The organism is Pseudosporangium ferrugineum (assembly GCF_003002065.1).
Taxonomy (GTDB): Bacteria; Actinomycetota; Actinomycetes; order Mycobacteriales; family Micromonosporaceae; genus Actinoplanes; species Actinoplanes ferrugineus_A.
Genome location: NZ_PVZG01000006.1, coordinates 268,361 through 293,806, shown reverse-complemented (window position 1 = coordinate 293,806; position 25,446 = coordinate 268,361). Strand labels below are relative to the sequence as shown.

23 protein-coding genes and 2 riboswitches are annotated in these 25,446 nt (G+C 71.2%); of the genes, 9 read left to right on the top strand and 14 right to left on the bottom strand.

The annotated features are described in order from the left end of the window. The first annotated feature begins 299 nt into the window (after window positions 1-299). Window positions 300-773 carry a cysteine dioxygenase gene (locus CLV70_RS15435; protein ID WP_211303768.1) on the top strand — a complete coding sequence of 158 codons (474 nt, stop codon included), beginning with the start codon at window positions 300-302 and terminating at the stop codon, window positions 771-773. A 5-nt stretch (window positions 774-778) separates the two neighbouring features. Continuing rightward, window positions 779-1,168, top strand: a complete 390-nt coding sequence (locus tag CLV70_RS15430; protein ID WP_245908239.1) for a rhodanese-like domain-containing protein — start codon at window positions 779-781, stop codon at window positions 1,166-1,168. Between the two features lie 11 nt (window positions 1,169-1,179). Here CLV70_RS15430 and CLV70_RS15425 read toward each other — a convergent pair whose 3' ends face one another. Next, window positions 1,180-1,881: an anti-sigma factor family protein gene (locus CLV70_RS15425; protein ID WP_245908238.1), complete on the bottom strand. Its 702-nt coding sequence runs from the start codon at window positions 1,879-1,881 to the stop codon at window positions 1,180-1,182. Next, on the bottom strand, window positions 1,878-2,381 hold the full coding sequence (locus CLV70_RS15420) for a sigma-70 family RNA polymerase sigma factor (RefSeq protein ID WP_245908264.1): 504 nt from the start codon (window positions 2,379-2,381) through the stop codon (window positions 1,878-1,880). Before CLV70_RS15420 ends, CLV70_RS15425 begins: the two co-directional genes overlap by 4 nt. A gap of 241 nt (window positions 2,382-2,622) precedes the next feature. Between CLV70_RS15420 and CLV70_RS15415 the strand changes: the two genes are divergently transcribed. Then, entirely contained in the window at window positions 2,623-3,342 is a 720-nt protein-coding gene (locus CLV70_RS15415; RefSeq protein ID WP_106127168.1) for a COG4315 family predicted lipoprotein, read from the top strand. A 164-nt stretch (window positions 3,343-3,506) separates the two neighbouring features. Then, window positions 3,507-5,057, top strand: a complete 1,551-nt coding sequence (locus CLV70_RS15410) for a GGDEF domain-containing protein (RefSeq protein ID WP_106127167.1) — start codon at window positions 3,507-3,509, stop codon at window positions 5,055-5,057. Between the two features lies 1 nt (window position 5,058). On the opposite strand, the gene CLV70_RS15405 is transcribed toward CLV70_RS15410, so the two are convergent. Together CLV70_RS15405 and CLV70_RS15400 are read right to left on the bottom strand one after the other, a co-directional pair. Next, complete coding sequence (locus CLV70_RS15405) at window positions 5,059-5,610, bottom strand: hypothetical protein (RefSeq protein ID WP_106127166.1); 552 nt, start codon at window positions 5,608-5,610, stop codon at window positions 5,059-5,061. A gap of 38 nt (window positions 5,611-5,648) precedes the next feature. Continuing rightward, complete coding sequence (locus CLV70_RS15400; RefSeq protein ID WP_106127165.1) at window positions 5,649-5,993, bottom strand: hypothetical protein; 345 nt, start codon at window positions 5,991-5,993, stop codon at window positions 5,649-5,651. Between the two features lie 151 nt (window positions 5,994-6,144). Here CLV70_RS15400 and CLV70_RS15395 point away from each other — a divergent pair, with 151 nt between their 5' ends. Continuing rightward, a complete protein-coding gene (locus CLV70_RS15395) occupies window positions 6,145-7,581 on the top strand; it encodes a glycoside hydrolase family 76 protein (protein ID WP_106127164.1) in 1,437 nt (478 codons plus the stop codon). Here the strand turns inward: CLV70_RS15395 and CLV70_RS15390 are convergent. Beyond that, window positions 7,578-8,177 (bottom strand): TetR/AcrR family transcriptional regulator, encoded by a 600-nt coding sequence (locus CLV70_RS15390; RefSeq protein ID WP_106127163.1) that lies wholly within the window; start codon window positions 8,175-8,177, stop codon window positions 7,578-7,580. The genes CLV70_RS15395 and CLV70_RS15390 overlap by 4 nt on opposite strands. A 171-nt stretch (window positions 8,178-8,348) precedes the next feature. On the opposite strand from CLV70_RS15390, the gene CLV70_RS15385 reads away from it, so the two are divergent. Together CLV70_RS15385 and CLV70_RS15380 are read left to right on the top strand one after the other, a co-directional pair. After that, the gene (locus CLV70_RS15385; protein ID WP_106127162.1) at window positions 8,349-9,245 is read left to right on the top strand and encodes an ABC transporter permease; all 897 of its coding nucleotides are present in this window, start codon (window positions 8,349-8,351) and stop codon (window positions 9,243-9,245) included. After that, window positions 9,238-10,008, top strand: a complete 771-nt coding sequence (locus tag CLV70_RS15380; protein WP_106127161.1) for an ABC transporter ATP-binding protein — start codon at window positions 9,238-9,240, stop codon at window positions 10,006-10,008. The genes CLV70_RS15385 and CLV70_RS15380 overlap by 8 nt, the downstream gene beginning before the upstream one ends. Window positions 10,009-10,050: 42 nt before the next feature. Here CLV70_RS15380 and CLV70_RS15375 read toward each other — a convergent pair whose 3' ends face one another. Continuing rightward, a complete protein-coding gene (locus CLV70_RS15375) occupies window positions 10,051-11,097 on the bottom strand; it encodes a coiled-coil domain-containing protein (protein ID WP_245908237.1) in 1,047 nt (348 codons plus the stop codon). A gap of 39 nt (window positions 11,098-11,136) precedes the next feature. Next, window positions 11,137-11,274, bottom strand: a riboswitch (cyclic di-AMP (ydaO/yuaA leader). Between the two features lie 281 nt (window positions 11,275-11,555). Next, a riboswitch (cyclic di-AMP (ydaO/yuaA leader) is annotated at window positions 11,556-11,692 on the top strand. A 4-nt stretch (window positions 11,693-11,696) separates the two neighbouring features. Here CLV70_RS15375 and CLV70_RS15370 point away from each other — a divergent pair. Continuing rightward, window positions 11,697-12,716, top strand: coding sequence for a coiled-coil domain-containing protein (locus CLV70_RS15370; protein WP_106127159.1), 1,020 nt, complete (start codon window positions 11,697-11,699; stop codon window positions 12,714-12,716). Window positions 12,717-13,687: 971 nt separating this feature from the next. Here CLV70_RS15370 and CLV70_RS15365 read toward each other — a convergent pair. The 7 genes from CLV70_RS15365 to CLV70_RS15335 form a co-directional block, all read right to left on the bottom strand. Next, window positions 13,688-16,054 carry a glycoside hydrolase family 65 protein gene (locus CLV70_RS15365; RefSeq protein WP_106127158.1) on the bottom strand — a complete coding sequence of 789 codons (2,367 nt, stop codon included), beginning with the start codon at window positions 16,052-16,054 and terminating at the stop codon, window positions 13,688-13,690. Window positions 16,055-16,099: 45 nt separating this feature from the next. Further along, window positions 16,100-16,840, bottom strand: coding sequence for an HAD family hydrolase (locus tag CLV70_RS15360; protein ID WP_106127157.1), 741 nt, complete (start codon window positions 16,838-16,840; stop codon window positions 16,100-16,102). Window positions 16,841-16,949: 109 nt separating this feature from the next. Continuing rightward, window positions 16,950-17,438, bottom strand: coding sequence for an ATP-binding protein (locus CLV70_RS15355; RefSeq protein ID WP_106127156.1), 489 nt, complete (start codon window positions 17,436-17,438; stop codon window positions 16,950-16,952). A 61-nt stretch (window positions 17,439-17,499) separates the two neighbouring features. Beyond that, complete coding sequence (locus CLV70_RS15350) at window positions 17,500-18,402, bottom strand: hypothetical protein (RefSeq protein WP_106127155.1); 903 nt, start codon at window positions 18,400-18,402, stop codon at window positions 17,500-17,502. 106 nt (window positions 18,403-18,508) lie between these two features. Further along, entirely contained in the window at window positions 18,509-19,807 is a 1,299-nt protein-coding gene (locus CLV70_RS15345) for an ABC transporter ATP-binding protein (protein ID WP_106127154.1), read from the bottom strand. 213 nt (window positions 19,808-20,020) lie between these two features. Beyond that, complete coding sequence (locus CLV70_RS15340) at window positions 20,021-22,195, bottom strand: bifunctional glycosyltransferase/CDP-glycerol:glycerophosphate glycerophosphotransferase (RefSeq protein WP_106127153.1); 2,175 nt, start codon at window positions 22,193-22,195, stop codon at window positions 20,021-20,023. Further along, window positions 22,192-24,207 carry a DUF5941 domain-containing protein gene (locus CLV70_RS15335; protein WP_106127152.1) on the bottom strand — a complete coding sequence of 672 codons (2,016 nt, stop codon included), beginning with the start codon at window positions 24,205-24,207 and terminating at the stop codon, window positions 22,192-22,194. Before CLV70_RS15335 ends, CLV70_RS15340 begins: the two co-directional genes overlap by 4 nt. Window positions 24,208-24,425: 218 nt before the next feature. Between CLV70_RS15335 and CLV70_RS15330 the strand changes: the two genes are divergently transcribed. Beyond that, a complete protein-coding gene (locus CLV70_RS15330; protein ID WP_106127287.1) occupies window positions 24,426-24,608 on the top strand; it encodes a PspC domain-containing protein in 183 nt (60 codons plus the stop codon). Between the two features lie 57 nt (window positions 24,609-24,665). On the opposite strand, the gene CLV70_RS15325 is transcribed toward CLV70_RS15330, so the two are convergent. Next, complete coding sequence (locus CLV70_RS15325; RefSeq protein ID WP_106127151.1) at window positions 24,666-25,442, bottom strand: DUF4230 domain-containing protein; 777 nt, start codon at window positions 25,440-25,442, stop codon at window positions 24,666-24,668. Between the last annotated feature and the right edge of the window lie 4 nt (window positions 25,443-25,446).

Below are 25,446 nucleotides of genomic sequence, written 5' to 3'. Positions count from 1 at the left end.
TCAGAAAGAACCAAACGGCAGTGAGGTTCTTTCGGGTAAGCCCCTGACCACTGGGTTAGCCCATCAGCGTCGATTGGAGATCGTTGACCGGAAAGACCGGAACGTGAATCCTCCTTAACGTTCCTAAAGTTCGATCAAGTGCATCGACAATCGTCTCAGAAAATGGCTCCTTTACGTCCGGCCACCACATGATCACGGTTCCCACATCCTGGTAGATCCCGCGCGTCGCGCGCGGCCGGGCGACCGCGCGCGGTAAACCTATGAGACCAATAGGTTTTATAGACAACCCGGGAGCCGCCGTGACCGCCGTCGACATCCGCCTCGACCACCTCGCCATCGCCCAGCGGTACGCCGGCAGCCCCGAGACCTGGCCGGTCGCCCCGCGCTTCCACGCGGCGGAGCGCTGGTACCACCGGCTGGCCGAGGAGCCGGATCACGAGGTGTGGCTGCTGACCTGGCTGCCGGGACAGGGCACCGACCTGCACGACCACGGCGGCTCGGCCGGCGCCTTCCACGTCTTCTCGGGCACCCTGGTCGAGGACACCGTCGCGGTCCCGCCCGGCCGCTCCCCGCGGATCACCGCCCGGGAGCTCGGCGAGGGCGCCGGCCGTCGCTTCGGCACCCGGCACATCCATCGGATCACCAACCGCTCGAACCGGCCGGCGATCAGCATCCACGCGTACGGCCCGGCGCTGACCACGATGACCCGCTACCGCCTCGGCGCGGGCGGCCTCGAGGTGGTCACCGTCGAGCGGGCCGGGGCCCAGTGGTGACCGCGGTGACGGCTCCGGCCGGTTCCCGCGGCATCGACGAGCTGCTCGCCCGGGCCCGGGCCCGGCTGACCCGCCTCGGCCCGCACGAGACCCACCGGGCGGTGGAGCGGGGGGCCGTGCTGATCGACATCCGCCCGGCCGCCCAGCGCGCCGAGCACGGCGAGATCCCGGGCGCGATCGTCATCGAGCGCAACGTCCTCGAATGGCGGCTCGACCCCCGCAGCGACGCCCGGCTCCCCTTCACCCGCTACGACCTCGACGTGATCGTCACCTGCCAGGAGGGCTACACGAGCAGCCTGGCCGCGGCGGCCCTGCAGGACCTCGGCCTGCTCCGGGCCACCGACCTCGACGGCGGGTTCAGGGCGTGGCAGGCGGCGGGTCTCCCCACCGCCTGACCACCCGGCGCTCAGACCCTCACGCTGGTGTACTGCTTGCCGCTCTCGGTGACCACGCGTACGGAGGCCACCTGATCCGGCGGCACGAGCGCGCTGCCGTCGAGGGTGGTGCCGTCCGCCGCGCCGGCCTCCGACACGACCCAGCTCCCGGCGAGCACCGACGTGCCGCCACGGTCCACGACCTCGAGCCGGCACCGCTCGCCGCGCGGGATCCCGGACACCGTCGCCTTGATCCGCACCCAGCCGGGCGCGGGCGCGACGGCGACCGTGATCCGCGCGCCGGTGTCCGGGTCGACCCCGGTCGCCGTACGCGTCCCCGGCACCGTGGTCGGCGCGCTCCGGGTGATCGGCGGCTGGGCCACCGTGCCCGGCCCGGCCGTCGACTGGCCGACCACGACGCCGGACGCGACGGCCACTCCCAGGATCACCGCCGCGGCGGCTCCCACCAGCGCCGTACGCCGATGACGCCTCCCGGCCGACTCGTTGCGGATCTGCCGCAGCGTGCGCTGCAGCAGCAGGTCGGCGTCGTCCGGAGGCCCGTCCAGCAGCATCTCCTCGGGCACCGCTTCGAGCGCCATCGTCCACTCCCGCAGGGATTCCACCTCGGCGCGGCAGTCGTCGCAGCCGGCGAGGTGCTCCTCGATCTCGCGGATCTGCTCCGCGTCCAAAGACTTCGTGAGGTAGCCGGCGAGGTCCACGTGATCAGTCATCATGATGCAGACCGTTCCGTTCCGGCGGGCCGCAGCGACCTGAGTTCGCGCAGGGCCCGGAGTGCGTAGAAGGATCGGGACTTCACGGTCCCGGGTGGGATGCCCAGCGTCTTGGCCGCCTCCGTCACCGTGCTTCCCTGGAGGTAGAGCTGCTCGAGGACGGCACGGTGCTCGGCGGAGAGCCGGCTCAGCGCGTCCACCACCACCATCGAGTTGACCACCCGTTCGGCGTGGTCGTCGTCGGACGCCACGTCCATCGGGCTCTCCCGCACCTCGGGGGCGCGGGCGTTGCGGGCCCGGATCTGATCCGTGACGATGTTGCGGATCACGGTCAGCAGCCAGCCGCGTACGGATCCCTTGCCGTTGACCAGGCTGTCCGGATGCCGCCAGGCGCGCACCAGGGCCTCCTGGACCACGTCCTCGGCGGCCACCCGGTCGCGGGTCAGCTGGGTCGCGTACGCGAGCATCGCCCGTCCATGTTCCTGGAACAGCGACCTGACCAGTGCTTCATCGGCCACCTCCCGGCGACGTTGGAGCCTCAACCCCGGCATCTCTTCCCCCCGGTCACGGCGGTCCATATGCCGAGGCTGGCCGGACGGAGCGCTTGCCCGGCCACCCTCGACCCCCGTTGCGTCGGTCTGACTTTCCTCACACGCACCCCTCCCGGACTCGGTTCAAAGGAATTTCGCTGAACCGGACCGCGGGCCGGTTCGTGTGCGCAACAACGGAACTTCAGGGGGAATCATGAAGCGCACCAGCATCGTGTCCGTGGTCATCGCCGGCGTGCTCGGGCTGAGCGCCTGCGCCCGGCCCGCCGAACCCATCGGCCTCGAGTTCGCGGGGGCCACCGTCGAGCCGACCGCCCCGCCGACCGCCGACGTGCCCCCGGAGCCCGCCGACGGCCCGGACGCGGAACTGGCCGGCGCGGAGACACCCGACCCGCCGGCCACTCCCGTGCCGGAGCCGACGGTCGCCAAGACCCAGAAGTGGGTGAAGATCTACAGCGGCCCGTCCAGGAAGGACGTCACCCCGCCGAAGGGCATCCGTACGGGCAGCCGCACGGTCGAGCTCAACGCCACCGAGAACCAGCAGATCGGCACCTACGTGACCGACGGCGCCGGCCGGACGCTCTACCGCTTCGACAACGACAGCAACAAGCCGCCGAAGGCCACCTGCAACGGTGACTGTGCCAAGGCGTGGCCGCCGCTGCTGATCAAGTCGCCCGGCAAGATCTTCCCCAAGGGCCTCGACCCGAAGATCCTCGGGTACGTCGAGCGCGCCGACGGCCACTGCCAGGTCACGATCAACGGCTGGCCGGTGTACTACTTCGCGAAGGACGAGAAGCCCGGCGACTTCCTGGGGCAGGGCGTGAACGGCACCTGGTTCGCGGTGAACCCGGAGGGCGGCAGGACCAGGCCGCTGCCGGACGCCATCCAGCCCGCCCCGGAGAGCCCCGGCAACTGACCCGGCGAAGGCGGCGGCGAACGTCGAGATCGGACAGCCGCCGGCGTCGCCGGGGCCCGGGTGGACCTCCCTCATGGACTCACGATACGCACGGGTCCGGTAGCGCACGGTGTTGCAAACCGGACGGGGATTTACACATGCACCGAACGGCAGATACTGGGGTCATGGCGGACTGGATCTCACGCGACCGTCGGCTGCCGGTGCCGGTGACCGCGTACGGTCCGCTGCACCTTTTCGCCCGTCGCGTCCACCTTCTCGCCAACACCGGGCGGGCCCACGAGGCGCTCGCCGCGGCGGACGCGTACCTGGCCGTCGCGCAGGCGGTCGACGACGGCCGGACGGCCCGCCTGCTGGTCCAGTCCAAGATGTACGCCCTGCTCGCCCTCGGCCGCGTCGCCGAGGCGCACACCATCGGGTCGGACCTGCTGATCGCCCAGCGGCGGGCCGGTTCCGTGCTGGGCGAGGCGAAGACGCTCTGCGATCTCGCCCAGATCCACACCCTCCGCGGGCACTACGTCGACTCGATGCGCAACCTGGCCCGCGCGCGGGTCCTTCTCGACGCCGGCCCGGCGGAGAACGAGCGGCACCGCTCGGCGCTCTGCTCGTTCGCCGAGGCCGCCACCGCCGCCGAGCTGTACGAGACGGCCGCCGAGGCGTACGAGCACCTGCGGCACCGCTCGACCTCGTTCGACCTGGTGCACGCCGTGACGCTGCTGTACTGGGGACTGCGCCTCGCCCACGTCAGCCGCACCGAGGAGGCCCGCAGCCGGCTGCGCCGCAGCACCGAGATCACCCGCGAGCGGCTCGAGGACCAGCCCGACCCCACGGTGACCGCCGTGCACGCCCTGGCCCTGGCGAAGCTCGGCGAGACCACGGTCGCCGAGAAGCTCGCCCGGTCGGTGCTGCTGGAGCTGCGGAACTCGGGGACGCATCAGTACGCCCGCATGGCGCACCTCGCGCTCGGCATCAGCCTGCGGGACCACGGCCTCCTCACCGAGTCACGCCGCGAGCTGATCGCCGCCCGGGAGCTCACCGAGCCCGGCGCCCGGCCGGACGAGCTGCCGATCATCCGCTTCGAGCTGGCGCTGACCGCGCTGGAGCTCGACGGCGGCATCCCCAGCCGCGACCTGTTCGAGGCGGTGGAGGGGCAGGTACGCGAGCTGTGGCAGCTGCGGCTCCAGCGGCTGGCGATGCTCCGGCAGGCCCGGCAGCGCGAGGAGACCGAGGCCGCCCGGGCCCGCGCCGAGCGGGAGATCCTCCGCGACCCGCTGACCGGCCTGGGCAACCGGCGCCGGTTCGACATCCTGATCGAGGGCGTCTCGCCGGCGGCCGGCGGGCCGCTGACGATGCTGCTGATCGACGTGGACCACTTCAAGGCCGTCAACGACGCGTATTCGCACAGCGCCGGCGACGAGGCCCTGCGCGAGGTCGCGACGATCCTGCGGGCGCACTGCCGAGCCGAGGACGAGGCGATCCGCTACGCCGGCGACGAGTTCGTCGTGTTCCTGCGCGGCGACGCGACGGCCGGCGGGGAGGTCGGCGAGCGGATCCGTACGGCGGTCGCCGCCGCGGAGATCATCGCCGGGGTCCGGATGACGGTCAGCGTCGGGGTGGCGTCCTGGAAGCCCGGCATGACCGGCGACCAGCTGTTCCGGGCGGCCGACGAGCGGCTCTACGCGGCCAAGTGGAGCGGCCGGAACACCACCGCGGTGTGACCTAGCGCGGATAGACGACGCCTGAGCGCCCGCTGTACGGGTGCCGCTGCCCGTCCCGCTCGTAGCCGGTGCCGGGGGCGTCCAGCCAGACGACGTACGGCACGCCGGAGGCCAGCCCGCCGATGGTGGCGGTGACCGTGCAGCCGGTCCCCGCCGAGACGTTCTGCCAGGTGTACGGGTCCTGGGTCCCGGCCTTCAGCGTCTGCTTGACCGCGGTGATGCGGTAGGTGGAGCCGTACTGCCGGGGCCACGTGACGGTCAGCTTGCCGGCGCCCGGGGTGACCTCCAGTGGGATGAGGACCGGCTCGACGGTCCACTCCCTGGCGCAGGTCGGGTCGACGGGGAGGAACGACACCGGCGGCAGCGCGGGCGAGCGGGAGCCGCCGTACGTGACGGACGGGCTGGGCGTGGCGCTGCCACCCTCGACCACGATCCAGTTGCTGCCGGGCGCGGGCGTCGCGCTCGCCGAGCCGCCGGGCCTGCCGCCCGCCCCGCAGCCGCCGGCCGCCAGCGCCAGGGCCAGCAGCGGGAGCTGGAGCTTGAGGTACCGCATGCCTGTCGGTTCGGCCGGTCGCGCCGCGGCGTTAGCGCTCAGGCCCGGAAGAGCTGGTGACCGGCCATCTCCAGGCCGTCGCCGGCCGGCATGATCCGGGTACGCAGGCCCGACTCGTCCCGCAGCACGATCCCGTCGGCGTCCCGGTGGTACGTGCCCCGCGCACCACGCCGGCGCCCCGCCACGGTGCCCTCGTACGACCAGTCCTCGGCCAGGTAGAGGCGCACGCCGCCGTCCGCCGTACGCCAGAAGCCGGCGAAGCCCTCGGGCGGGCCGTCGGGCCGCGGCGGCAGGCCCGCCGAGAAGTCCTCCGCGCCGCCGAAGGCGAGGGTCAGCAGGGACGCGGTGCTGAAGATCGTCGCGTCGACTCGGTCGGTTCGCATGCTGCTCCGGGGGCGCGCGGGGGCGGGGACCCTACCTTTCGGCCGTCTTGAGCCCGTCTTGAGTCTTCGCGTACCCATTGACGGTTAACAATCTCTGCACTTTATTAATTGTTAACCCGCGGGTCCCCGCCGCACGAGAGGTGACATCCCCATGCAGCACAAGAAGTGGATCGCGGTGGCGGCCATCGCCGCCACCGCCGCCCTGCAACTCCCCACTGCCGGCCCGGCCCTGGCCGCCACGGTCTGCAACCGCTACTGCGACGGCCGCGACCCCGCGCTCTCCCCCGGCGACCGGGTCCCGGTCAGCACCACCCTGTACGGCCGCACCTTCAAAATCCACGTGAACGACACCGACGCGATGATCTGGGCGACCGTGGAGAACGGCCGGCCGGGCGACCAGGTGTGGCTGGACCGCTCGTTCGACGGAGGGCGCAGCTGGAGCGGGGACAGCCGGCTCGGCGACACCACCGTCCCGGCCGGGTCCACCGGGTGGCGTACGGCGATGTTCAACGTCGACGACTGGAACAACCGGGGCGTCGGCGTGCTCCGGGCCTGCGGCAAGGCCGGTGACCGCCCGGAGCTGGTGTGCAGCCAGTGGGCGCGCAGCAACTGGAACGCCTGGGACCGGCGTACGGCCGCGGCCACCGCGCTGATGATGCGCTACGACCGGAACACCGGCCTGTTCGACACGAACGGGTGGTGGACGTCGGCCAACGCGCTCACCGCGCTCATCGAGACCAGCCGGGTCAGCGGCATGCGCAGCTACGACTACGCGATCGCCACCACGTACGACAAGCAGGTCAACGCGGCGCAGGGGCAGTTCCGCAACGAGTACCTCGACGACAGCGGGTGGTGGGGGCTGGCGTGGGTGGCGGCGTACGACCGCACCGGCGACAGGCGCTATCTGAACACCGCCCGGGCGGACGCGGACCACATGCACGCGTACTGGGACACCCGGTGCGGCGGAGGCGTCTACTGGAAGACCGACCGTACGGTGAAGAACGCGATCCCCAACAGCCTCTACATCCAGCTCAACGCGGCGCTGTCGCAGCGCCTCGGCGGCGACACGGTGTACCGCGGCCGGGCGCAGGCGGGCTGGTCCTGGTTCCAGGCCAGCGGAATGATCAACAGCTCGAACCTGGTCAACGACGGGATCAACCTCAGCACGTGCCGCAACAACGGCGACGTCACCTGGACCTACAACCAGGGCGTGCTGATCAACGCGCTGGTCCAGCTCAACCGGCTGACCGGGGACGCCAACGCGCTGACCGTGGCGCGGCGGGTCGCGGACGCGGCGACGACCAGCACGTACCTGAACTCCGGCGGGATCCTGCGGGAGCCCAACGAGCCCGACCAGTGCAGCGGCGACGGGGTGTCGTTCAAGGGCCCGTTCGTCCGCGGGCTCGGGGTGCTCAACGCCGCCGCCGGTCGCCCCTACGACGCTTACCTGCGGCGGCAGGCGGATTCCGCGTACGCGAAGAACCGGACCCCGTTCGACGCGTACGGGAGCCACTGGGCCGGCCCGTACGTCAGCACCAACCACAGCTGCCAGCACAGCGTGCTGGACCTGCTGAACGTCGTCCCCTAAGCCTTCGCACCCAGCGCGCGCAGCACGGCGGCGGCGAGTTTCTCCAGGTAGTCGTCGTCGATCGGGGTGCGCGCGACGGCCAGCCGCCAGTAGAGCGGGCCGAGCATGAGGTCGACCGCGATGTCGGGGTCGGTCCCCGCGGGCAGTTCGCCCCGCTCGACGGCCTGGCCGACGATCTTCTCGCCCACCGCGAGCTGGTGGGTGCGCAGCGCGCGCTGCAGCGTCTCCGCGATCTTGGGATTGCGGGCCGCCTCGGCCATCAGGTCCGGAATGATCTGCGAGGCGATCCGGTGCTGCAGCGCCTTGCTGACGATGAACGTCACCAGCTGCAGATCGGTCGCGAAGCTACCGGTGTCGGGCATCGGCACGCTACGCTCCGCCACACCGGAGACGATCTCGAGGACCATCTCCAGCTTGTTGCTCCACCGGCGGTAGACAGCGGTCTTGCCGACACCGGCACGGCGCGCCACCGCCTCGATCGAGAGCCGGCCGTAACCGACCTCGGCCAGCTCGTGCATCACCGCGTTCCGGATGGCCTTGGTGATGTCACCGCGAAGCACCGCCGCTCCGGCAGGTGCACGTTTTGCTGTCGCCACGGGGCCACTATACGCGAGGACGCAACGGTTGCGTTTCGACGTTCGGTCGATTAAATTCGGCCCAACGTCGATACGACGCCGTTTCATCGCGGCAGACTGTTTAGTGTGTTCCCGCGCAAGTCACCCAGGTCCAAGACCCCTGACGGACCGACCAGATCGGAGCGCCACCCCATGTCCCAGACGGCGGTCGCCGATTCCGACACCGGCATCCCTCTGAGAGAACTGGCCCGCCGGCACGGCCTCAGCGCGGCCGGCAAGCTGCCGAGCCTGCCCGAGTATTCGCGCCAGCTGTGGTCGTACCGGCACTTCATCGCCTCGTACGCGAACGCCAAGGTCACGTCGTCGCTGGGCAAGACCCGGCTCGGCATGATCTGGCAGGTACTGACCCCGCTGATCAACGCGACCGTGTACTACGTGATCTTCGGGCTGGTCCTCAGCACCGCACGCGGTGTCGACAACTTCGTCGCGTACCTGTGTACCGGCGTCTTCATCTTCCAGTTCACCCAGTCGGTGGTGCAGGCCGGAATCCAGGCCATCAGCGGCAACCTCGGGCTGATCCGGGCCCTGCACTTCCCCCGGGCCAGCCTCCCCCTCGCCATCACCATGGTCGAGGTCCGCAACATGATCGCGTCCCTCGGCGTGCTCATGGTGATCGTGCTGGCCTTCGGCGAGCCGATCACCGTCGAGTGGCTGCTCGTGGTGCCGATCTTCCTGCTCCAGTCGATCTTCAACGCCGGCCTCGCCATGGCGGCGGCCCGGCTCGGTTCCAAGGTCGCCGACTTCAAGCAGCTGGTGCCGTTCATCATGCGGATCTGGCTGTACGGCTCAGCCGTCCTCTACCCGGTGAGCAAGTTCGCCGAGAAGCTCGACGGCTGGCAGCTCGCGGTGGTCGAGGCCAACCCCCTGCTCGTCTTCATCGACCTCATGCGGCACGCCCTGATGGAGGACGTGCACCTGGCCGCGTCGCCGCTGGTGCTGTGGCTCGAGGCGATCGGCTGGACCCTGGTGGCCGGCCTCGGCGGATACGTCTACTTCTGGCGCGGAGAGAAGGGCTACGGCCGTGGCTGACCAGCGCGAACCCACCGTGATCGTGGACGACGCGCACGTCGTCTACCGGGTGCACCAGGCCGGCAGCGCCGGTACGGGCAGCCCGCTCGCCAGCTTCAAGCGGATCGTCACCGGCGCCAAACCCGCCACGCTGCGGGAGGTGCACGCGATCAAGGGCGTGAGCTTCGTCGCGTACAAGGGCGAAGCGATCGGTCTGATCGGCACCAACGGCTCGGGCAAGTCGACGCTGCTCCGGGCCATCGCCGGGCTGCTCCCGGTCGAGAAGGGCGCCATCTACGCGGCCGGCCAGCCGTCGCTGCTCGGCGTCAACGCGGCGCTGATGAACGACCTGCCCGGCGAGCGCAACGTGGTCCTCGGCTGCCTGGCCATGGGCATGTCCCCGGCCCAGGTGAAGTCGCAGGTCAAGGAGATCATCGACTTCTCCGGGATCAACGAGCGCGGCGACTTCAGCTCGCTGCCGATGCGGACGTACTCGTCCGGCATGGCCGCCCGGCTGCGCTTCTCGATCGCCGCGGCGAAGAAGCACGACGTGCTGCTGATCGACGAGGCGCTGGCCACCGGCGACGCCAAGTTCCGCAAGCGCAGCGAGCAGCGGGTCCGCGACCTGCGCGCCGAGGCCGGCACGGTGTTCCTGGTCAGCCACAGCGAGCAGTCGATCCGGGACACCTGCGAGCGCTGCATCTGGCTCGAGTCCGGGCTGATCCGCGGCGACGGGCCCACCGAGGAAGTGCTCAAGGAGTACGAGGCGTACGTGAAGAAGTGACGAAAGGGGCGGCCTTCCGGCCGCCCCTTTCGCTGTGCCCCATCACCGCATGGACAGATGCACGTGGTTCGTGTGATCGCTGGACGGGTCGCCCTGGCCTCGGGAGTACGCCTTCCACCCGCTGCTCGGCAGCCAGATCCGCCGGAACCAGATGACGTAGAGCACGCCGAGCCGGCTCGCGTTGTTGATGAAGTAGTTCGCCAGCCGGTTGCCGTAGTCCCGGCTGCTGCCCGTGGCGACGCCGCCGAAGCCGTTCCGGTCCGCGGCGAAGTCGCAGGCCCGGCCCTTCGGATGCTCACCGCTGTTCTGGTGCCGGAAGCACGCGACATACCGGGTGAAGCCGTCCTTCTGGGCCTCCTTCATGGCGTGCAGCGTGCGCGGCGTGATGCAGCCGCTCGTCGTCGGGTCGTTGACGCTGCACGACTCGTCGGGCAGGGAGCCGTCCGAGTTGCGCCGCGCGGCGGCCGCCCGGCTGCTGTTCCCGCCCGAACCACTGCCGCTGCTCGCGCTTGAGCTGTCCGTCTCATCATCGGCGGCCGCCGCGGCGTTGGCCGCCTTGAGCGCGTTCTCCGCCTGGGACTTGCGCTTGGCCATGATGTTCAGCTGGCGCTGCTGGGAGCGGATCTCGGTGTCGATCGCGACCTTGGCCTGCTCCTGCTTGGTCCGCGTGTCCTTCAGCTCGCGGATCGTGCGCTCCTGCTTCACCGCCACGGTCTGCAGCATCTGGGCGCGGTCGAGCAGGCCGCCGGCGGAGTCCGCGCTGAGCAGCGCGCCCATCGGCCCGAGCCGCCCGGTCCGGTACGACTGCCGGACGACGTCGTCGAGCGCGCTCTGCTGGGGGCCGAGCTCGGCGTCGATCTCCTTGAGCCGGGCGGCCAGCTCCAGCTGGCGCTTCTTCGAGCGCTCCAGCGCCTCCTTGGCCTCGACGAAGCCCTTCGAGGCCGCCTCGAGCTGCTCCACCAGGGATTTCGAGCCGCCCTCCCCGTCGTCGCCGGAGTCACCCGGCGCGGCGAGCGGGCGGGGCGCGGCGGTCGCCGCGGCCGGGGCGACCAGCGCCAGCCCCGAGGTGGCGACGAGGACCGCGAGCACGGTCGCTAATCGCCGGCGGACAGGGTCGAGCCTCACGTGCGTTCCTTCCGTCGGCCGCCGACCGGGTTAGCTGACGGGTTCGGGACGGAAGTGATCCCTACCGCAGCGAACTGCGGATTCACCCCATTACCGGATGGGTCCCCGGCTCGCCGTCAGGCGATTAGGCGGCGGTTCCGTGATGGAACCGTGACGAAGACTACCCACGGAATTCATGAATAGACAGGTGTCGCACTCTACGCATTCGAGCCGCCACCGAGGGTCAAATTCTCGCGGAGAGAATGCAACGACTCACATTGATGGGTGGTTGCGGCCCAGGAGCTGCGTCATTCCATCGAGTGGTGACGGAAAGTCGTTGCCCGGTAACACTTTTGCCGTCGTCGCGAGCGCTGAAGTGGCCGCCCGAGTCAGGTAAGCTTTCCGCCGGTCACCGCCAAAGAAGGCACCGCCCCCAAGGTGCCGGCGGCCCACCGCTCAATCGCCGTGAGGCGAATCGGGGAACCACCTGGTAATGGGGTGAATCCGCTGGACCAGCGGTAGGGATCGCTTCCGTCCCGAACCCGTCAGCTAACCCGGTCGGCGGCAACACGGAAGGAAACTGGATGACGGCACGACCCCGCCGGTGGCTTGCCATCGCCCTGGCACCGCTCGTTGCGATCACCCTGATCGCATCCCCCGGCGCACCCGCGAGCGCGGCGCCGGGCGGCGGCAACTCGTCGACCGCCGACGACGGCGACGACAACCCCATGCTCAACGACGTCCTGGACAACACGGGCCGGCGCTACCTGGCCGCCAAGTCCGCGGTGGCGAAGTCGACCAAGACCCAGCTGGCGCTCGCCCTGAAGGTCAAGGACGCCGAGGCGAAGCGCGACGCACTGCTGCCCCAGGTCGGCGCGGTCGCGGCGCAGCAGTACCGCACGGGCGGCCTGTCCACCATGGGCTTCCTGCTCAACGTGCGCTCGCCCAGCAACTTCATCGACAAGGCGGTCTCCCTCGAGGAGATCAACGCCCTGAACGACGGCAAGCTCCGCGAGCTCGACGCCGCGATCGACGAGGTCGCCACGGCGAAGGCGCGCCTCGACCAGGAGGTCAAGGCGCAGAAGCAGAACCTCGAGCTGATGAAGAAGCAGAAGGAGTCCGCGGAGAAGGCCCTCGCCCTGGTCGGCGGCGACAAGGTGACGGGCGGCTTCGTCCTGGCCAAGTCCCGGGTGGCCGCGCCGGCACCCCGCAACTCCGACGGCGAGTTCGGCCCCGAGTCATGCAACGTCAACGACCCGACGACGAACGGCTGCATCACCGCCCGCACCCTCCACATGTACAAAGAGGTGAAAAAGGCGGGCTTCAACCGATTCGTCGGTTGTCACCGCGACGGCGGCCCCTTCGAACATCCCAAGGGCCGCGCCTGCGACTGGTCGCTGCAGAAGCGAGGCTTCGCACCCTGGCACAACCAGGACACCCGCGAGTACGGCAACAACCTCATGGCCTTCCTGGTCCGCAACGCCGAACGCCTAGGCATCCTCTACGTCATCTGGAACCGCATGATCTGGTTCCCGGCGACGCAATGGAACAACTACCACGGGCCCAGCAACCACACGGACCACGTACACGTGTCGATGCTGTAGCAGCCGCCCCACGCACACGGGAGCCCTCGCTCCCCGGCGCCCTCCCGCTGGAGGACGGCCGGGAACGAGGGCTCCCGCGTATCCGGCACCAGCACCCGAGGCACCGGGCCCGTCAGCCCCCGGCCATCCGCGAACCCCGACCCCGACCGCGCGGCAACCTGCACACGGCCGGCCTCCCCACGACGACCCGCACACGGCCGGCCTCCCCACGACGACCCCCGCACGGCCGGCCTCCCCACGACGACCCGCACACGGCCGGCCTCCCCACGACGGCAAGCCCGCCACACCCGACCCGCCCACGGTCCGCCGGATCGACGGCGGCGCGGCCGGGTCGACGGCGGCGCGGCCGGACCGACAGCGGCGCGGCCGGACCGACAGCGACGCGGCCGGCGGTTTGCGCAGCACCGGCACTCCCGCCGGACCCAGACCGCCGACGAGCCGCCGAGTTCTGACCGCCCGGCAACCTTCCCACCGCCCCCACTCCCCGCCAGACCCCCGACCGCCCAGGTCGCCGGGCCGACCCGCGGCGCGACCGGCGGAGCGGGGGCAGCGTGCGAAGTGGAACTTGAGCGTCGCTGAAAAGGCGCCGACGGTCACTTCCGGCGGCGCTTCGGGCGTCTGATGGCGCGTGGTGGTGCCGGCCGACGCCCGTCGAGGCGTGCCGTGGTCTCGGGCCGGGCGCAACCCCGGCGGGTCCCGAGGTGAGGCGAAGGCTCGGCCCACCCGCGGCGCGGAGCCTGGGCGAGGCGAGGGCTCAGCCCACGGAGTCTGGGCGAGGCGAGGGCCCAGCCCACGGAGTCTGGGCGAGGCAAGGGCCCAGCCCACAGAGTCTGGGCGAGGCAAGGGCTCAGCCCACGGAGTCATGAGCGAGACAAGGGCTCAGCCCGCCCGCGGCGCGAAGCCATGGACGAGGCGAGGGCCCGGCCCGCCCGCGGCGCGGAGCCGTGGGTGGGCCGGGCCCTCGTCCGTCTTTACAGGCCCGAGGCCCTGCGTACCGGTGCGCGGCCGGCCGGTTGGGTCGGGGCTGGGCCGGTCGGCGGGGCCGGTGGGATCGGGAGGACGACCGGCTTCACCTGGGTGACCGTGACCTCCTTGCCGTGGTGGATCAGGTCGAGGCGGGCCTGGCCGCCGCCGTTGCGGAGGGAGTACGTGACCTCCTCCGGGGCGACCTCGACGCGCAGCCGCAGGCCGCGCCACAGGAGCGAGAACTCCAGGTTGCTGATCCGGCTGGGCAGGCGCGGCGCGAACGAGAGCTGGCCGTTGTAGTCGCGCATGCCGCCCAGGCCCGCCACCAGGGCGATCCAGGAGCCCGCCAGCGACGCCACGTGGACGCCGTCGCGGGCGTTCTGGTGCAGGTCGTGCAGGTCCATCAGGGCCGCTTCGCCCAGGTAGTCGTGGGCCAGCTCGACGAAGCCGACCTCCGCCGCGATGACGGCCTGGATGCAGGCCGACAGCGACGAGTCGCGGACCGTACGGGCGTCGTAGTAGGCGAAGTTGCGCGCCTTCTCGTCCGGGGTGAAGGCGTCGCCGCGGACGTACATGGCCATGACCAGGTCGGCCTGCTTGACCACCTGCTTGCGGTACAGGTCGAAGTACGGGTAGTTCAGCAGCAGCGGGTACGCCTCCGGCGGCGTGTTCTCGAAGTCCCACTCCTGGAGCCGGGTGAAGCCCTCCGACTGCTGGTGCACCCCGAGCTCGCGGTCGTACGGGATGTGCACGGCCGCCGCCGCGTCGCGCCAGGACGCGGACTCCTCGTCGTCGACGCCGAGCTTGCGGGCGAGGTCCGGGTGGCGCTTGGCCGCCTCCGCCGCGGCGAAGAAGTTCTGCTGCGCCATCAGGTTGGTGTAGACGTTGTCGTCCACCACCGCCGTGTACTCGTCCGGGCCGGTCACGCCGTCGATGTGGAAGCGCCCGTGCCGGTCGTGGTGGCCCAGCGAGCGCCACAGCCGCGCCGTCTCCACCAGCAGCTCCAGGCCGACCTCGCGCTCGAAGTCGTAGTCGGCGGTGGCCGAGACGTAGCGGCGGACGGCGTCGGCGATGTCCGCGCCGATGTGGAAGCCCGCGGTGCCGGCCGGCCAGTACGCCGAGCATTCCTGCCCGCGGATCGTGCGCCACGGGAAGGCCGCGCCCTGCAGGCCGAGGGTCTGCGCGCGCTCCTTGGCCAGATCCAGCGTGGAGTGCCGCCACCGCAGCACGTCGGCCGCCGCCGCGGGCTGGGTGTAGGTCAGCGCGGGGAGCACGAACGTCTCCGCGTCCCAGAAGGTGTGGCCGTCGTAGCCGGGGCCGGAGAGGCCCTTGGAGCCGATCGGCCGCTTCTCCGCCCGGGCGCCGGCCTGGAGCGTGTGGAAGAGCCCGAAGCGGACCGCCTGCTGCACCTCGGGGTCGCCCTCGACGCGGACGTCGGAGTGGTCCCAGAACTCGTCGAGGTATTCGCGCTGCGCCTCGATCAGGCCCTCCCACCCGTCCAGGCGGGCGCTGGCGAGGGCCGCGCCGACCTGGTCGCGCACGGCGGGCAGCGAGCGGTTGCTGGACCAGCCGTACGCGGCCAGCTTCACGACCCGCAGCTTCTGCCCCGGCTCGAGCTTGCACGCCACGGTGGTACGCAGCCAGTCCGGGTGCCCCTCGGTGGTGACCGCGTGCTTGCCGGGCGCCTCGACGAGGTGCTCCATCGCCGCGGCCATGCGCAGGTCGCTGGCCTTGGTGCGGTGCACGAGGAGCCCGCCGGTGCGCTGCTCCAGCATCTCCTCGGCCTGCAGCGGGTGGTCGAGCACCGCCGCCACGCGGGGGTCCTTGCTGGTCGGCGGCAGCTGTTCGTTGGCCACCAGCTCGGACTGGAGGATCAGCCGGGCCGTCGAGTCGATCGGCTCGACCTCGTACAGGAACGCGACGACCGAGCGCTGGGTGAAGGACACCATGCGCACGGTGCGGACGCGGATGGCCTGGCCGGACGGCGAGACCCACTCGACGATCCGTTCCAGGGTGCCGGCGCGCAGGTCGAGGGTGCGTTCGTGGGAGCGCAGGTCGCCGTAGCGCACGTCGAACGGCTCGTCGTCGACGAGCAGCCGCATGAGCTTCGCGTTGGTGACGTTGACCATCGTCTGACCCGACTCGGGGAAGCCGTAGCCCGCCTCCGCGTAGGGCAGCGGCCGCAACTCGTAGAACGAGTTGAGGTAGGTGCCGGGCAGGCCGTGCGGCTCGCCCTCGTCCAGGTTCCCGCGGATGCCGATGTGGCCGTTGGCCAGGGCGAAGACCGACTCTGACTGGGCCAGGAGATCCAGGTCCAGCCGGGTCTCCCGGATGTGCCAGGGGTCGACGGGGTAGGCCCGTTCACGGATCACGGTGGTGCCTCTCGCAACTGAGAAGAGAAGTAGTCGATGGGGGTGTTACCGGGCGAGGAGCTCGGCGAGGTCCTGCACCACGATGTCGGCGCCGTGTTCCCGCAAGGCGTCGGCCTGACCCACCCGGTCCACGCCGATCACGATGCCGAATCCACCGGCCCGGCCCGCCTCGACACCCGCAAGGGCGTCCTCGAAGACGGCACAGTTCTCCGGCGGCACGCCGAGCAGCTTCGCGCCGTGGAGGAACGTGTCCGGCGCGGGCTTGCCCGGCAAGTGTTCCGCACGGGCGACGACGCCGTCCACGCGAACCTCCAGAAGTTCGCTGATCTTGGCTGCTTCCAGCACGTCCTTGCAGTTGGCGCTGGCCGACACGACGGCACGGCGCAGGGCGGCGTCCTTGACCGCGTGCAGGTAGTCGACGGATCCGGGGTAGACCTGTACGGCCCCCTCCTGGATCTTCTGCAGAACCAGCAGGTTCTTGCGGTTGCCGATGCCGTTGACGGTCTCCGCGTCGGGACCGTCGTCGGGCGTGCCTTCGGGCAGGGTGATGCCGCGCGAGGCGAGGAAGGTGCGGACTCCGTCGGCACGCTGCCGGCCGTCGACGTACCGGTGGTAGTCGGCCCCGGTGTCGAACGGCACGAACGGCTGTCCGTGCTGCGTGGACCACGCCTGGAGGAAGGCGTCGAAGGTCTGTTTCCACGCCGCGTTGTGGACCAGGGCGGTTTGGGTGAGCACGCCGTCGAGGTCGAAGAGGCATGCCGTCACGTGAGGAGGTAGTCCGAGCACCGGCCTAATGTAGTCGCCTCGGATGGCGAACACGCTTGAATGCCGATGTCGACATTTCCACGGCGTTTCATGCCGTGTTCAACCGCCCGCTGAACCCCTGTTGACCAGGTCAGATACGTCGCCGAGGGCCGGGCAGGTCGATCCGCAGTCCGATAGTTGTCCCGATCGGGCCGGTCGCCATGGTGACTTCGTCGCACAGCTGGTACGCCAGCCAGATGCCCCGGCCGCCGTCCTCGAACGCGCCGGGCACCTCGGGCGGGCGCCGGTGCTGCTCGGGGATGCCGGGCCCGGAGTCGGTGACCGTGCACCAGATCGACGCGGCGGTGCGGGACAGCACGAGCCGCCCGCTGCCGCCCGCGTGCAGCACGACGTTGGTGATCACCTCGTTGACCGCGAGGATGAAGCCGTCCAGCCGGTCGCCCAGCAGGCCCGGGTCCAGCCGCCGGCCGACCTCGTGGCGGAGCACGGCGATGTCGTCGCGCCCGAAGACGCGGTCGATCAGGGCGCTTCCACCCGAATTTTTGTGCGACGGGACGGCGCCCGAGGGCTCCCTGCCCGGAGCCGGACGCAGCACTTCGTGCTCCACGGTTTCCTCCACCGCCGAGCAGCCTACGCTGTGTACCGCCTCCGTGGCAGCCGTCGAAGCCCCCTGAATCGCCTCAGAAGAGGTGGGAGAGCGTGCGGAAGATCTCGGCGTAGAAGTTGCCGTCGATGTCGCGGTAGAGGCTGAACTTCATTCCGGGGCTGCCGAAGAAGGGTCGCAGGGTCCAGGCGAGCTGGGTGCCTACGAAGCCGAACAGCAGGATCCACACGTACAGCAGGGTCATGCTCGGGGGTGCCGGCTGTCGCGCCGGGAGCGGGCGCGGGAACGGCTGCGCGGGTGCCCGCGTGACCATGTAACCGGGCGGCAGATCGGCCACCGTGATGACCGCGGGGGCCGCGGCGGGAGCGGGGGCCGCCGCAGGGGTGGTGGCACCGTTCACGGCGCCGACGAAGGCGGGCTCGGGTGCCGGCGCGGCGGCCGGGGCGGGTGCGGGAGCCGGGGTCTCCTTCTTCTCGGGCGCGAGCAGGCCGTGGTCGTTGAGGACCCGCATGCCGCCGGTCAGGAAGCGGAGCCCGACCAGGGCCGAGAGGGCCAGGATCGCGACGTTGAGCAGCTTGAAGAAGCTGTAGTCCGGCGCGGTGATGAGGAAGAAGAGCGCGATCGGCGCGAACGCCACCGCGAGCATGGCGGTCACCGTCAGGGCCACCATGACCAGGGCCACGGACTGGCGTACGGACAGCCGCGCCCCGAAGACGAGGTTGAACAGGTAGAGCGTGGGAAGACAGATCGCCAGCGTCACGAGGAACAGCAGCGGCAGCTTCACCGCGGAGGTCAGCGCCATGAGGATACTGTGGAAGGAGCCGAGCACCGCGCCGTAGCAGGCGAGGGCCACCACCGAGCTGAGCAGCATCTGCCCGGTGAGCTTCGACAGGGCCCGGTCCTCGACGACCTGCTGCCAGATCCCCTGTCGGTCGCGCAGGATTCTCTCGATCACCAGCAATCCGGATGCGTTCGCCATTGTCGCCACCCTTCGGAGCGTCGATACGCCATCGCACCGACGTGCGGGGAACGATACGGCACCGTGTCAACGACACGGACCCGTCACGGCGAAGATTTTCTTCGGCTCAGCGCCAGCCGACGTCGATGCGATCGCCGCGCTCGTCGAAGAAGTGCAGGGCGTCCATCCGTACGTTGATCGCCAGCGGATGCCCCGGCGACACGGCCGGGTACGGCGCCAGCCGCACGGCCAGCTCGGCCGGCCGCCGGTGGTGCCGGCCCGGGTCGCTGAGCACCGAGGTCTTCTCCGGGTCCTCCCGCTCGAGCACCGCCCGGTCCCCACGGCCGGCCAGCCGCTGCAACGCACCCCCGAACCGGCGCAGCGCACCCCCGGCCGGCGCCGGGTCGGTGACGCCCTTGCCGAGCTCGTCGACGACGATGGCGGTGGCACCGATGTCCAGGAACGCCAGCGACTCGTGCCCGTGGTGCTCGAGGTAGCGGATCCGGCCCTGGAGCACGTCGCCGGGGGCGTCCGGCGCGACCGGCGTGAGCGCCTCGGCCCGCATGCCGATCACGATCCGCTCGCCGTGGTAGTGCGAGATGGCCCGCGCGCGGATGTCGCTCCACGGCAGGTACAGCGCCTGCTCGCCGAGGTTCAGGGCGATGTAGCGGTCGAGGTGCACGTACACCGAGGCCTCGAGCAGGTTCATCCGGGGCGAGCCGAGGAACGCCGCGACGTAGAGGGTGGCCGGGCGGCCGTACACCTCGGTCGGGGTGCCGAGGTCCTGGAGCACGCCGCGGCGCATGATCGCGACCCGGTCCGCCATGGTGAGCGCCTCGGCCTGGTCGTGCGTCACGTACATCGTGGTGACGCCGAGCTCGCGGGTCAGGCCGGTGATCTCGGCGCGCAGCTCGGCGCGCAGGCCGCTGTCGAGGTTGGAGAGCGGCTCGTCCATGAGGAAGAGGCCGGGCCGCCGCACGATCGCCCGGCCCATGGCCACCCGCTGCCGCTGGCCGCCGGAGAGCTGGGCCGGCTTGCGACCGAGCACGTCACCGATGCCGAGGGCGCTCGCCACGTCGCCGATCCGCTCGCCGCGCGAGCCGGGCTCGATGCCCGAGAGCTTGAGCGGGAAGCCGATGTTGTCCCCGACCGTCATGTGCGGGTACAGCGCGAAGTCCTGGAACACCATGGCGATCCGGCGGTCGCGCGGGGCCAGGTCCATCACCGGTTCGCCGTTGAGCAGGATCGCGCCGGCCGACGGGTCCTCCAGGCCGGCGATCATCCGCAGGATGGTGGACTTGCCGCAGCCCGAGGGGCCGAGCAGCACCATGAACTCGCCGTCCTGCACGTCGAGGCTCACCCGGTCGACCGCTACGGTCCCGTCGGGCCAGACCTTGGTGACATCCTTGAGCGCGACGGTGGACACCGCCAACCTCCTGCGTTTGAGCTGCGACGATGGCTTAGCGTGACCACACACATCGATGTCTGCCATCGGGTGAACGGCCATTCGCAGCGAGTTACCGGATCGTCACAGTTGTGAATACCCGGAAAGATCGACGATGGTCGACGTTGCCCCAGGTGACGACCCGGAAACGGGCTCTGAGCAGGGAAGGCGCCCGGAGAGGGCGAGATCGGAAATTTACCTGGCGGTTTCGCCGAGCAGCACCCGGCGCACCACGCGCTCGGCGGCCCCGCCGTCGTCGAGGTAGCAGAACCGCTCCCGGAAGCGGGCCCGCTTCGCCGCGGCGGACGCGCCCTCGTACGCCCCGGACGCGAAGACCTCCACCAGGCCGGCGTAGGTCGTCGCGACCTCGCCCGGCGGCAGCTCCATCAGGTCGAAATACACCCCGCGGAGCTCCCGGTACGCCGGCCAGTCCGGCGCGAAGATCACGAGCGGGCGGTCGAGCACGGCGAAGTCGAACATCGCGGACGAGTAGTCGGTCATCATCACGTCCGCGGCCAGGTACAGGTCCTCCACCACCGGGTACGCCGACACGTCCACGATCCGCCCCCGGCGCGCCTGCGCCTGCTGACCGGCGGGCACGTAGAAGTAGTGCGCGCGGACCAGCAGCACGGTGTCCGGGTCCAGCGTGTCGGCGAAGGCCTCGACGTCCAGCACCTGCTGCCCCAGCGGGAGCCACTCGCGGTGCGTCGGCGTGTAGAGGACGACGCGCTCGTGCGTACGGATGCCGAGCCTGGCCCGGACCGCGGCGACGTCGACCGCCGACGCGCGCACCAGCCGGTCGTTGCGCGGATAGCCGACCTCGAGCGTCTCGTGCCGGCACGGGTACGCCCGCTCCCACGCGATCGTGGTGTGCGCGTTCGCGGTGATGCTGAAGTCCCACCGGTCGGCGCGGCGCATCTGGGCGTGGAAGTCCTGGTCCTTGGCGGCCGCGGGGTGGTCGGCCTGGTCCATGCCCATCATCTTCAGCGGCGTGCCGTGGTGGGTCATGACGTGCGTCGTGCCGGGCCGCTTGACCGCCCAGTTCGGCCAGTTCACGTTGTTGACCAGCCACCGGGCCCGGGCCAGGGCGCGGTAGTAGGGCAGCGAGCCGGCGATCACGTACCGCGTGCCGGGCGGGACCGAGGCCGTGCGTCCCCGGCCCACGACCCACAGGGAGCGGATCCCGGGCGCGAGCTCGGCGGCCTTGTCCGCGATGGCGGCCGGGTTGCAGGTCACCCCGCGATACCAGTACGCGGCGTACAGCGCTAGGTTGCGGTCCACGGGCAGACGCAACTGCACCTTGTAGTAAGCCTGGTACGCCGCCTGGCGCAGCCGCTTGGCCACCCCCTTCGCCTTGACCACCGGCACCTTGCGGACCCGGTTCACCGCCCGGGCCGCGCCGATGGCCCGCTGCATGGCACGGAACGGCAGGAAGGCGCCCCGGGCCACGAGCTTGTGCCGCAGGCTCATCGCCCCGCCCGGCAGCTCGTAGCCGCCCGCGGGCCGGTAGCGGTGGTAGTCCTCGGTGATCCGGTCGAAGAAGCGCTTGCGGGACACCTTGCGCACCCGCTCGGCGTTGCGCAGGACGGTCAGGTAGTGCCACATCATGCGCTGGAAGAGCACCGGGCGCAGCGCCTCGGCGTTGGGGCAGTGCTCGTCCACCAGTGCCATCGCGTGGTGCCAGTGGTCGAAGATCTCGAAGTGCCGGTCGTCCAGCGTCCGGGTGATCGCCCCGGTACGGCGCTGCCGGTAGTGGATGCAGACCCGGCTCAGGCCGCCGATCCGGGGCGCCGCCGCGAGCAGCGGGAAGCTGAACGAGACGTCCTCGTACCAGCCCTCCTCGAAGCGGAAGCCGAGCTTGAGCAGCAGGTCACGGCGGACCACCTTGTTCCAGGCCACGTGCAGGATGTTCAGCACCCGCGGCCACTGCTCCGCGGAGAAGGTCTCGGGCGCCTCGTCGAGCAGCCGGCCGGCGCCCGAGACGGTGACGCGCCCGTCCCAGTGCACCCGGTCGAACCCGACGATCAGGACGTCCGCGGCGGTGGCGGCGAGCCGGTCCGCGACCGCGGTCAGCGCGCCCTGGGACAGCCAGTCGTCGCTGTCCAGGAACCACACGTAGTCGCCGGCGGCGTGGTCGAGGCCGGCGTTGCGGGCCCGGCCGAGGCCGGAATTCCTCTCGAGCGTGACCACGCGGACGCGGGGGTCGCGGGCCGCGTACTCGGCGAGGATCGCGCCGCTGTGATCGGGCGAGCAGTCGTCGACCGCCACGATCTCGAAGTCGGTGAACGACTGCTCCAGCAGCGAGTCCAGACACTGGCGCAGGTAGCCCTGCACCTTGTACACCGGCAGCACCACACTGAGCAGCGTCATCGGCTTCCCCCGCTTCGCCAGTCCCGGACGGCCCCGGCGAGGAAGCGCACCCCCACCCAGACCACGAGCAGCAGTTCCCCGGCGGTGGCGGCCCCCGCGACCGCGAAGACCACGAGCAGCACGAGCCGGCCGTCCCAGCCGAGCACCGCCCGCCTGCCGCCCGCGTCGGGAGCGCCCTTCTCCATCCGGGCGGTCAGGTCGTAGTGGTGCAGCGCCAGCACGAAGAGCAGCGCGAACAGCACCGGCGGCGGCACGTCGCAGATCTGCGCGACGGCCACCACCATCAGGTATTCCGCGGCGCGCAGCCCGGCCGGCACCAGCCAGTCGAGCGGGCCGGCGTGCGACGAGCGGGCGGCCAGGCCGGCGCCGAGCACCAGCAGCGCGGTCACCACGAGCCAGACCGTCGCCTCGCCGGTGCGGACGAGCTCGACCGGTCCGCCGTCCCAGCGGGTGCCGCGCGGCGCCCAGCCGGCCGCCACGGCCCCGATCAGGGCCAGGGGCGCTACGGCCGCGACCGCCGCCCACAGCAGCGGGCGGGACAGGCCGGCGGCGCTCAGGGTGCCGCGCACGAGCCGGCCGTCGTCGCGGTGCCGCGAGGTGTCGACCGTCTCCAGCACGCCGACGCGCATCGAGATCGACCGCAACGACCTCAGGCCCAGGGTGTACGCCGCGGCGAGCAGTCCCCACCCCACCACGGCCGCGAGGGCGGTCCGCCCGTTCGTCAGCGCCGCGAGGACGGCGATGAGCGCCCAGCGCTCGCCGATCGGGAAGACGACGATCCGCTTCAGCCAGTACGCGACCGACCCGGTGTCGGCCTGGACCTTGTTCGAGGCGCGGCTGAGCCGGGCGCCGACGCCGCCGCCCGCGTCCGCGTTGCCGGCGGTGCCCACCGCCTGACGCGCGGCGGCCTCGTCGTGCAGGGCGCCGTACCAGGTGTCGGTCATGTGCCGGGCGGTCTGGAGCACGATCGCGGTGATCGCCAGCGGCCAGGCGTACGGCAGGCCCACGCGTTCCGCCCCGGCGGCGAGCCCGGCGTACGCGGCGTACTCCTTGGCGCGGTCGGCCATGGTGTCGAGCCACCCGCCGAACGCCCCGAAGCGCCGGGTGTAGCGGGCGAGCTGGCCGTCGACGCAGTCGAGCACGAAGCCGAGGTAGAGCAGGACGGCGCCGGCCACCATCGCCGGCCGGGACGCCTGCCAGAACGCGAGCGCCGCCGCCACCGCGAACAGCACCGACAGGGCCGTGACCCCGCTCGGCGTCAGGCCGGCCCGCGCGCAGAGCTTGGTGACGAGCGGTGACCAGGAGCTAACCGCGTACGTGGTGAAGAAGTCGTCCTTCTCCTTGACTGCGAGCCGCAGCAGCGCCTTGTCCTCGTCGACCGCCGCGACGGCCGCCCGGGCCGCGTCGAGCTCGTCGGCGGCGTGCACGCGCTCGGCGTGCAGCAGCCGCACCCGGGTCGCGATCGGCACCAGGCCGGCCGCGAGCAGGGCGGGCAGCAGCACCTCGAGCGCGTTGCCCGCCGTCCGCGGCCCGCGGACCTTCAGGTCGGCCCCGGGGATCGGCGCGCCGGGGTCACCGGCGGCGATCGCCTCCTCGACGGCGGTCGCCACCAGGCGCAGGTCGCCCGGCGCGAGGCAGAGCGCGCCGAGGAAGCGGGTGGGCCCGTCGACCGCCGGCACGAGCCGGCCACGGTCCTCGCGGAGGTCACCGCCGGCGCCGCTCTCCGTGGCGACGACGAGCGCGGTGCTGCGCCCGGCCGGCTCGGTGGCCAGCGTCCACAGCAGACTGGGGTGGGCGACGAGGTCGTCGGCGCAGAGCAGCAGGGGCCCGTCGGCGCCGGCCGCGATCCGGGCGATGTCCCGCAACTGCGCCGGGATGTCGCCACCGTCGGCGGTCAGGACGGCCGACGCACCGGCGGCGGTCAATCCGACGGTCAGCTCGTCGGCAAGCCTGCCGGCGGCGGCCGGGTCGAGGTCGTTGCCGGTGCTGCCGCACAGAACGGCGAGCGTCACCGCGACATCCCTCCCACCAGAAGCCGCCCGCGATCACAGAGAGTAGGGGCGGAATGTGCCCCGATGTTAACAGCGGGTCGGTGACGGGTACGGGGTGCCCTTACGGGAACGTGAGCCCGCTTATCCCTCTCTGGACCGAGGGCGGACGGCCGCCGCGCCCGTACCGTTGAGCGCAGGTCAGGCACCTCGCCGGACCGTAGGAGAAGGAGTGGATGACCATGGCTCGCCGACTGGCCCGGCCCCGCGACGACCGATGGATCGCCGGCGTGTGTTCCGGCCTGGCCCGCCGGTTCGGCATCTCCTCGGGGATGATGCGCCTGATCTTCGTGGTGTCCTGTCTGCTGCCCGGACCGCAGTTCCTGATCTATCTGGTCCTCTGGGTGATGCTGCCCAACGAGTGACCCGGACGGGAAAGGCCGGCGTCCCCGCCCGGGGCGCCGGCCTTTCTCACGATCTCGTCACGGATTGGTGAACTCCACCGTGACCTTGGTGTAGCCGAGCCGCTGGAACAGGCTGGTGAGCATCTTCTGGGTGTTCTCCCGGGCCCGCTGATCGAGGCCGCTGCTCTGCGCCGCCTCGGTGATCCGCTGCTGGGCGAGCTGGTAGACCCGCTGCTGCTGGTTGGGATCCTTGGCGAACGCGTCGCCGATCCGGTTGAACAGCCCGCGCTCCTCGGCCACGACGTAGCTGCGCTGCATGTCGAGCGCGGCCTGGCCCTGCTGCGGCGGCGGCAGCTTGAGCTGGACCGACTTGTTCTCCTCGTCGACCGTCAGCGCGCCCGTCGCGAGCTGGCCGAAGTCCACGTACGCCTCGACCGTGCCGGAGCCGACGAACAGCGTGCGCTTGTTGACCAGGAAGTCGGGGATGTTGTCCTTGTTCTCCTGGAGGTCGACGATGACCTGGAAGGTGCCGTCGGCGGCGACGTAGCGGCTCAGGTCGCGCATCGACTGGAGCAGGACGGGCTGGCTGCGGTCCGTCGTCTTGTCGCCGAACGGGTTGTCGAAGCTGGGCAGCACGTTGATCGCGCGCAGCCCGAGGCACATCGCCACGATGACCGCGAACACCACGCCGGTGAAGATCACCACCCGGGCGAGGCCGCCCAGGCCGGGTGAGCGGTCGGGCTCGGCCGCGACCGGATCGGCCGGCGCGGCGGCACCGGGCACGGCCGGCGTCGCGGGCTCCTCGACGGACGGATACTCCCTGGTCGGCTCGTCGACGTCATGCGAGTTGGCCATCGTC

Coding starts and splice junctions, on each gene's coding strand:
- CLV70_RS15410 (WP_106127167.1), top strand. CDS start 3,507: ATGGCGGACTGGATCTCACGCGACCGTCGGCTGCCGGTGCCGGTGACC.
- CLV70_RS15395 (WP_106127164.1), top strand. CDS start 6,145: ATGCAGCACAAGAAGTGGATCGCGGTGGCGGCCATCGCCGCCACCGCC.
- CLV70_RS15340 (WP_106127153.1), bottom strand. CDS start 22,195: ATGACGCTGCTCAGTGTGGTGCTGCCGGTGTACAAGGTGCAGGGCTAC.
- CLV70_RS15400 (WP_106127165.1), bottom strand. CDS start 5,993: ATGCGAACCGACCGAGTCGACGCGACGATCTTCAGCACCGCGTCCCTG.
- CLV70_RS15425 (WP_245908238.1), bottom strand. CDS start 1,881: ATGATGACTGATCACGTGGACCTCGCCGGCTACCTCACGAAGTCTTTG.
- CLV70_RS15330 (WP_106127287.1), top strand. CDS start 24,426: ATGGCTCGCCGACTGGCCCGGCCCCGCGACGACCGATGGATCGCCGGC.
- CLV70_RS15370 (WP_106127159.1), top strand. CDS start 11,697: ATGACGGCACGACCCCGCCGGTGGCTTGCCATCGCCCTGGCACCGCTC.
- CLV70_RS15325 (WP_106127151.1), bottom strand. CDS start 25,442: ATGGCCAACTCGCATGACGTCGACGAGCCGACCAGGGAGTATCCGTCC.
- CLV70_RS15415 (WP_106127168.1), top strand. CDS start 2,623: ATGAAGCGCACCAGCATCGTGTCCGTGGTCATCGCCGGCGTGCTCGGG.
- CLV70_RS15405 (WP_106127166.1), bottom strand. CDS start 5,610: ATGCGGTACCTCAAGCTCCAGCTCCCGCTGCTGGCCCTGGCGCTGGCG.
- CLV70_RS15350 (WP_106127155.1), bottom strand. CDS start 18,402: ATGGCGAACGCATCCGGATTGCTGGTGATCGAGAGAATCCTGCGCGAC.
- CLV70_RS15385 (WP_106127162.1), top strand. CDS start 8,349: ATGTCCCAGACGGCGGTCGCCGATTCCGACACCGGCATCCCTCTGAGA.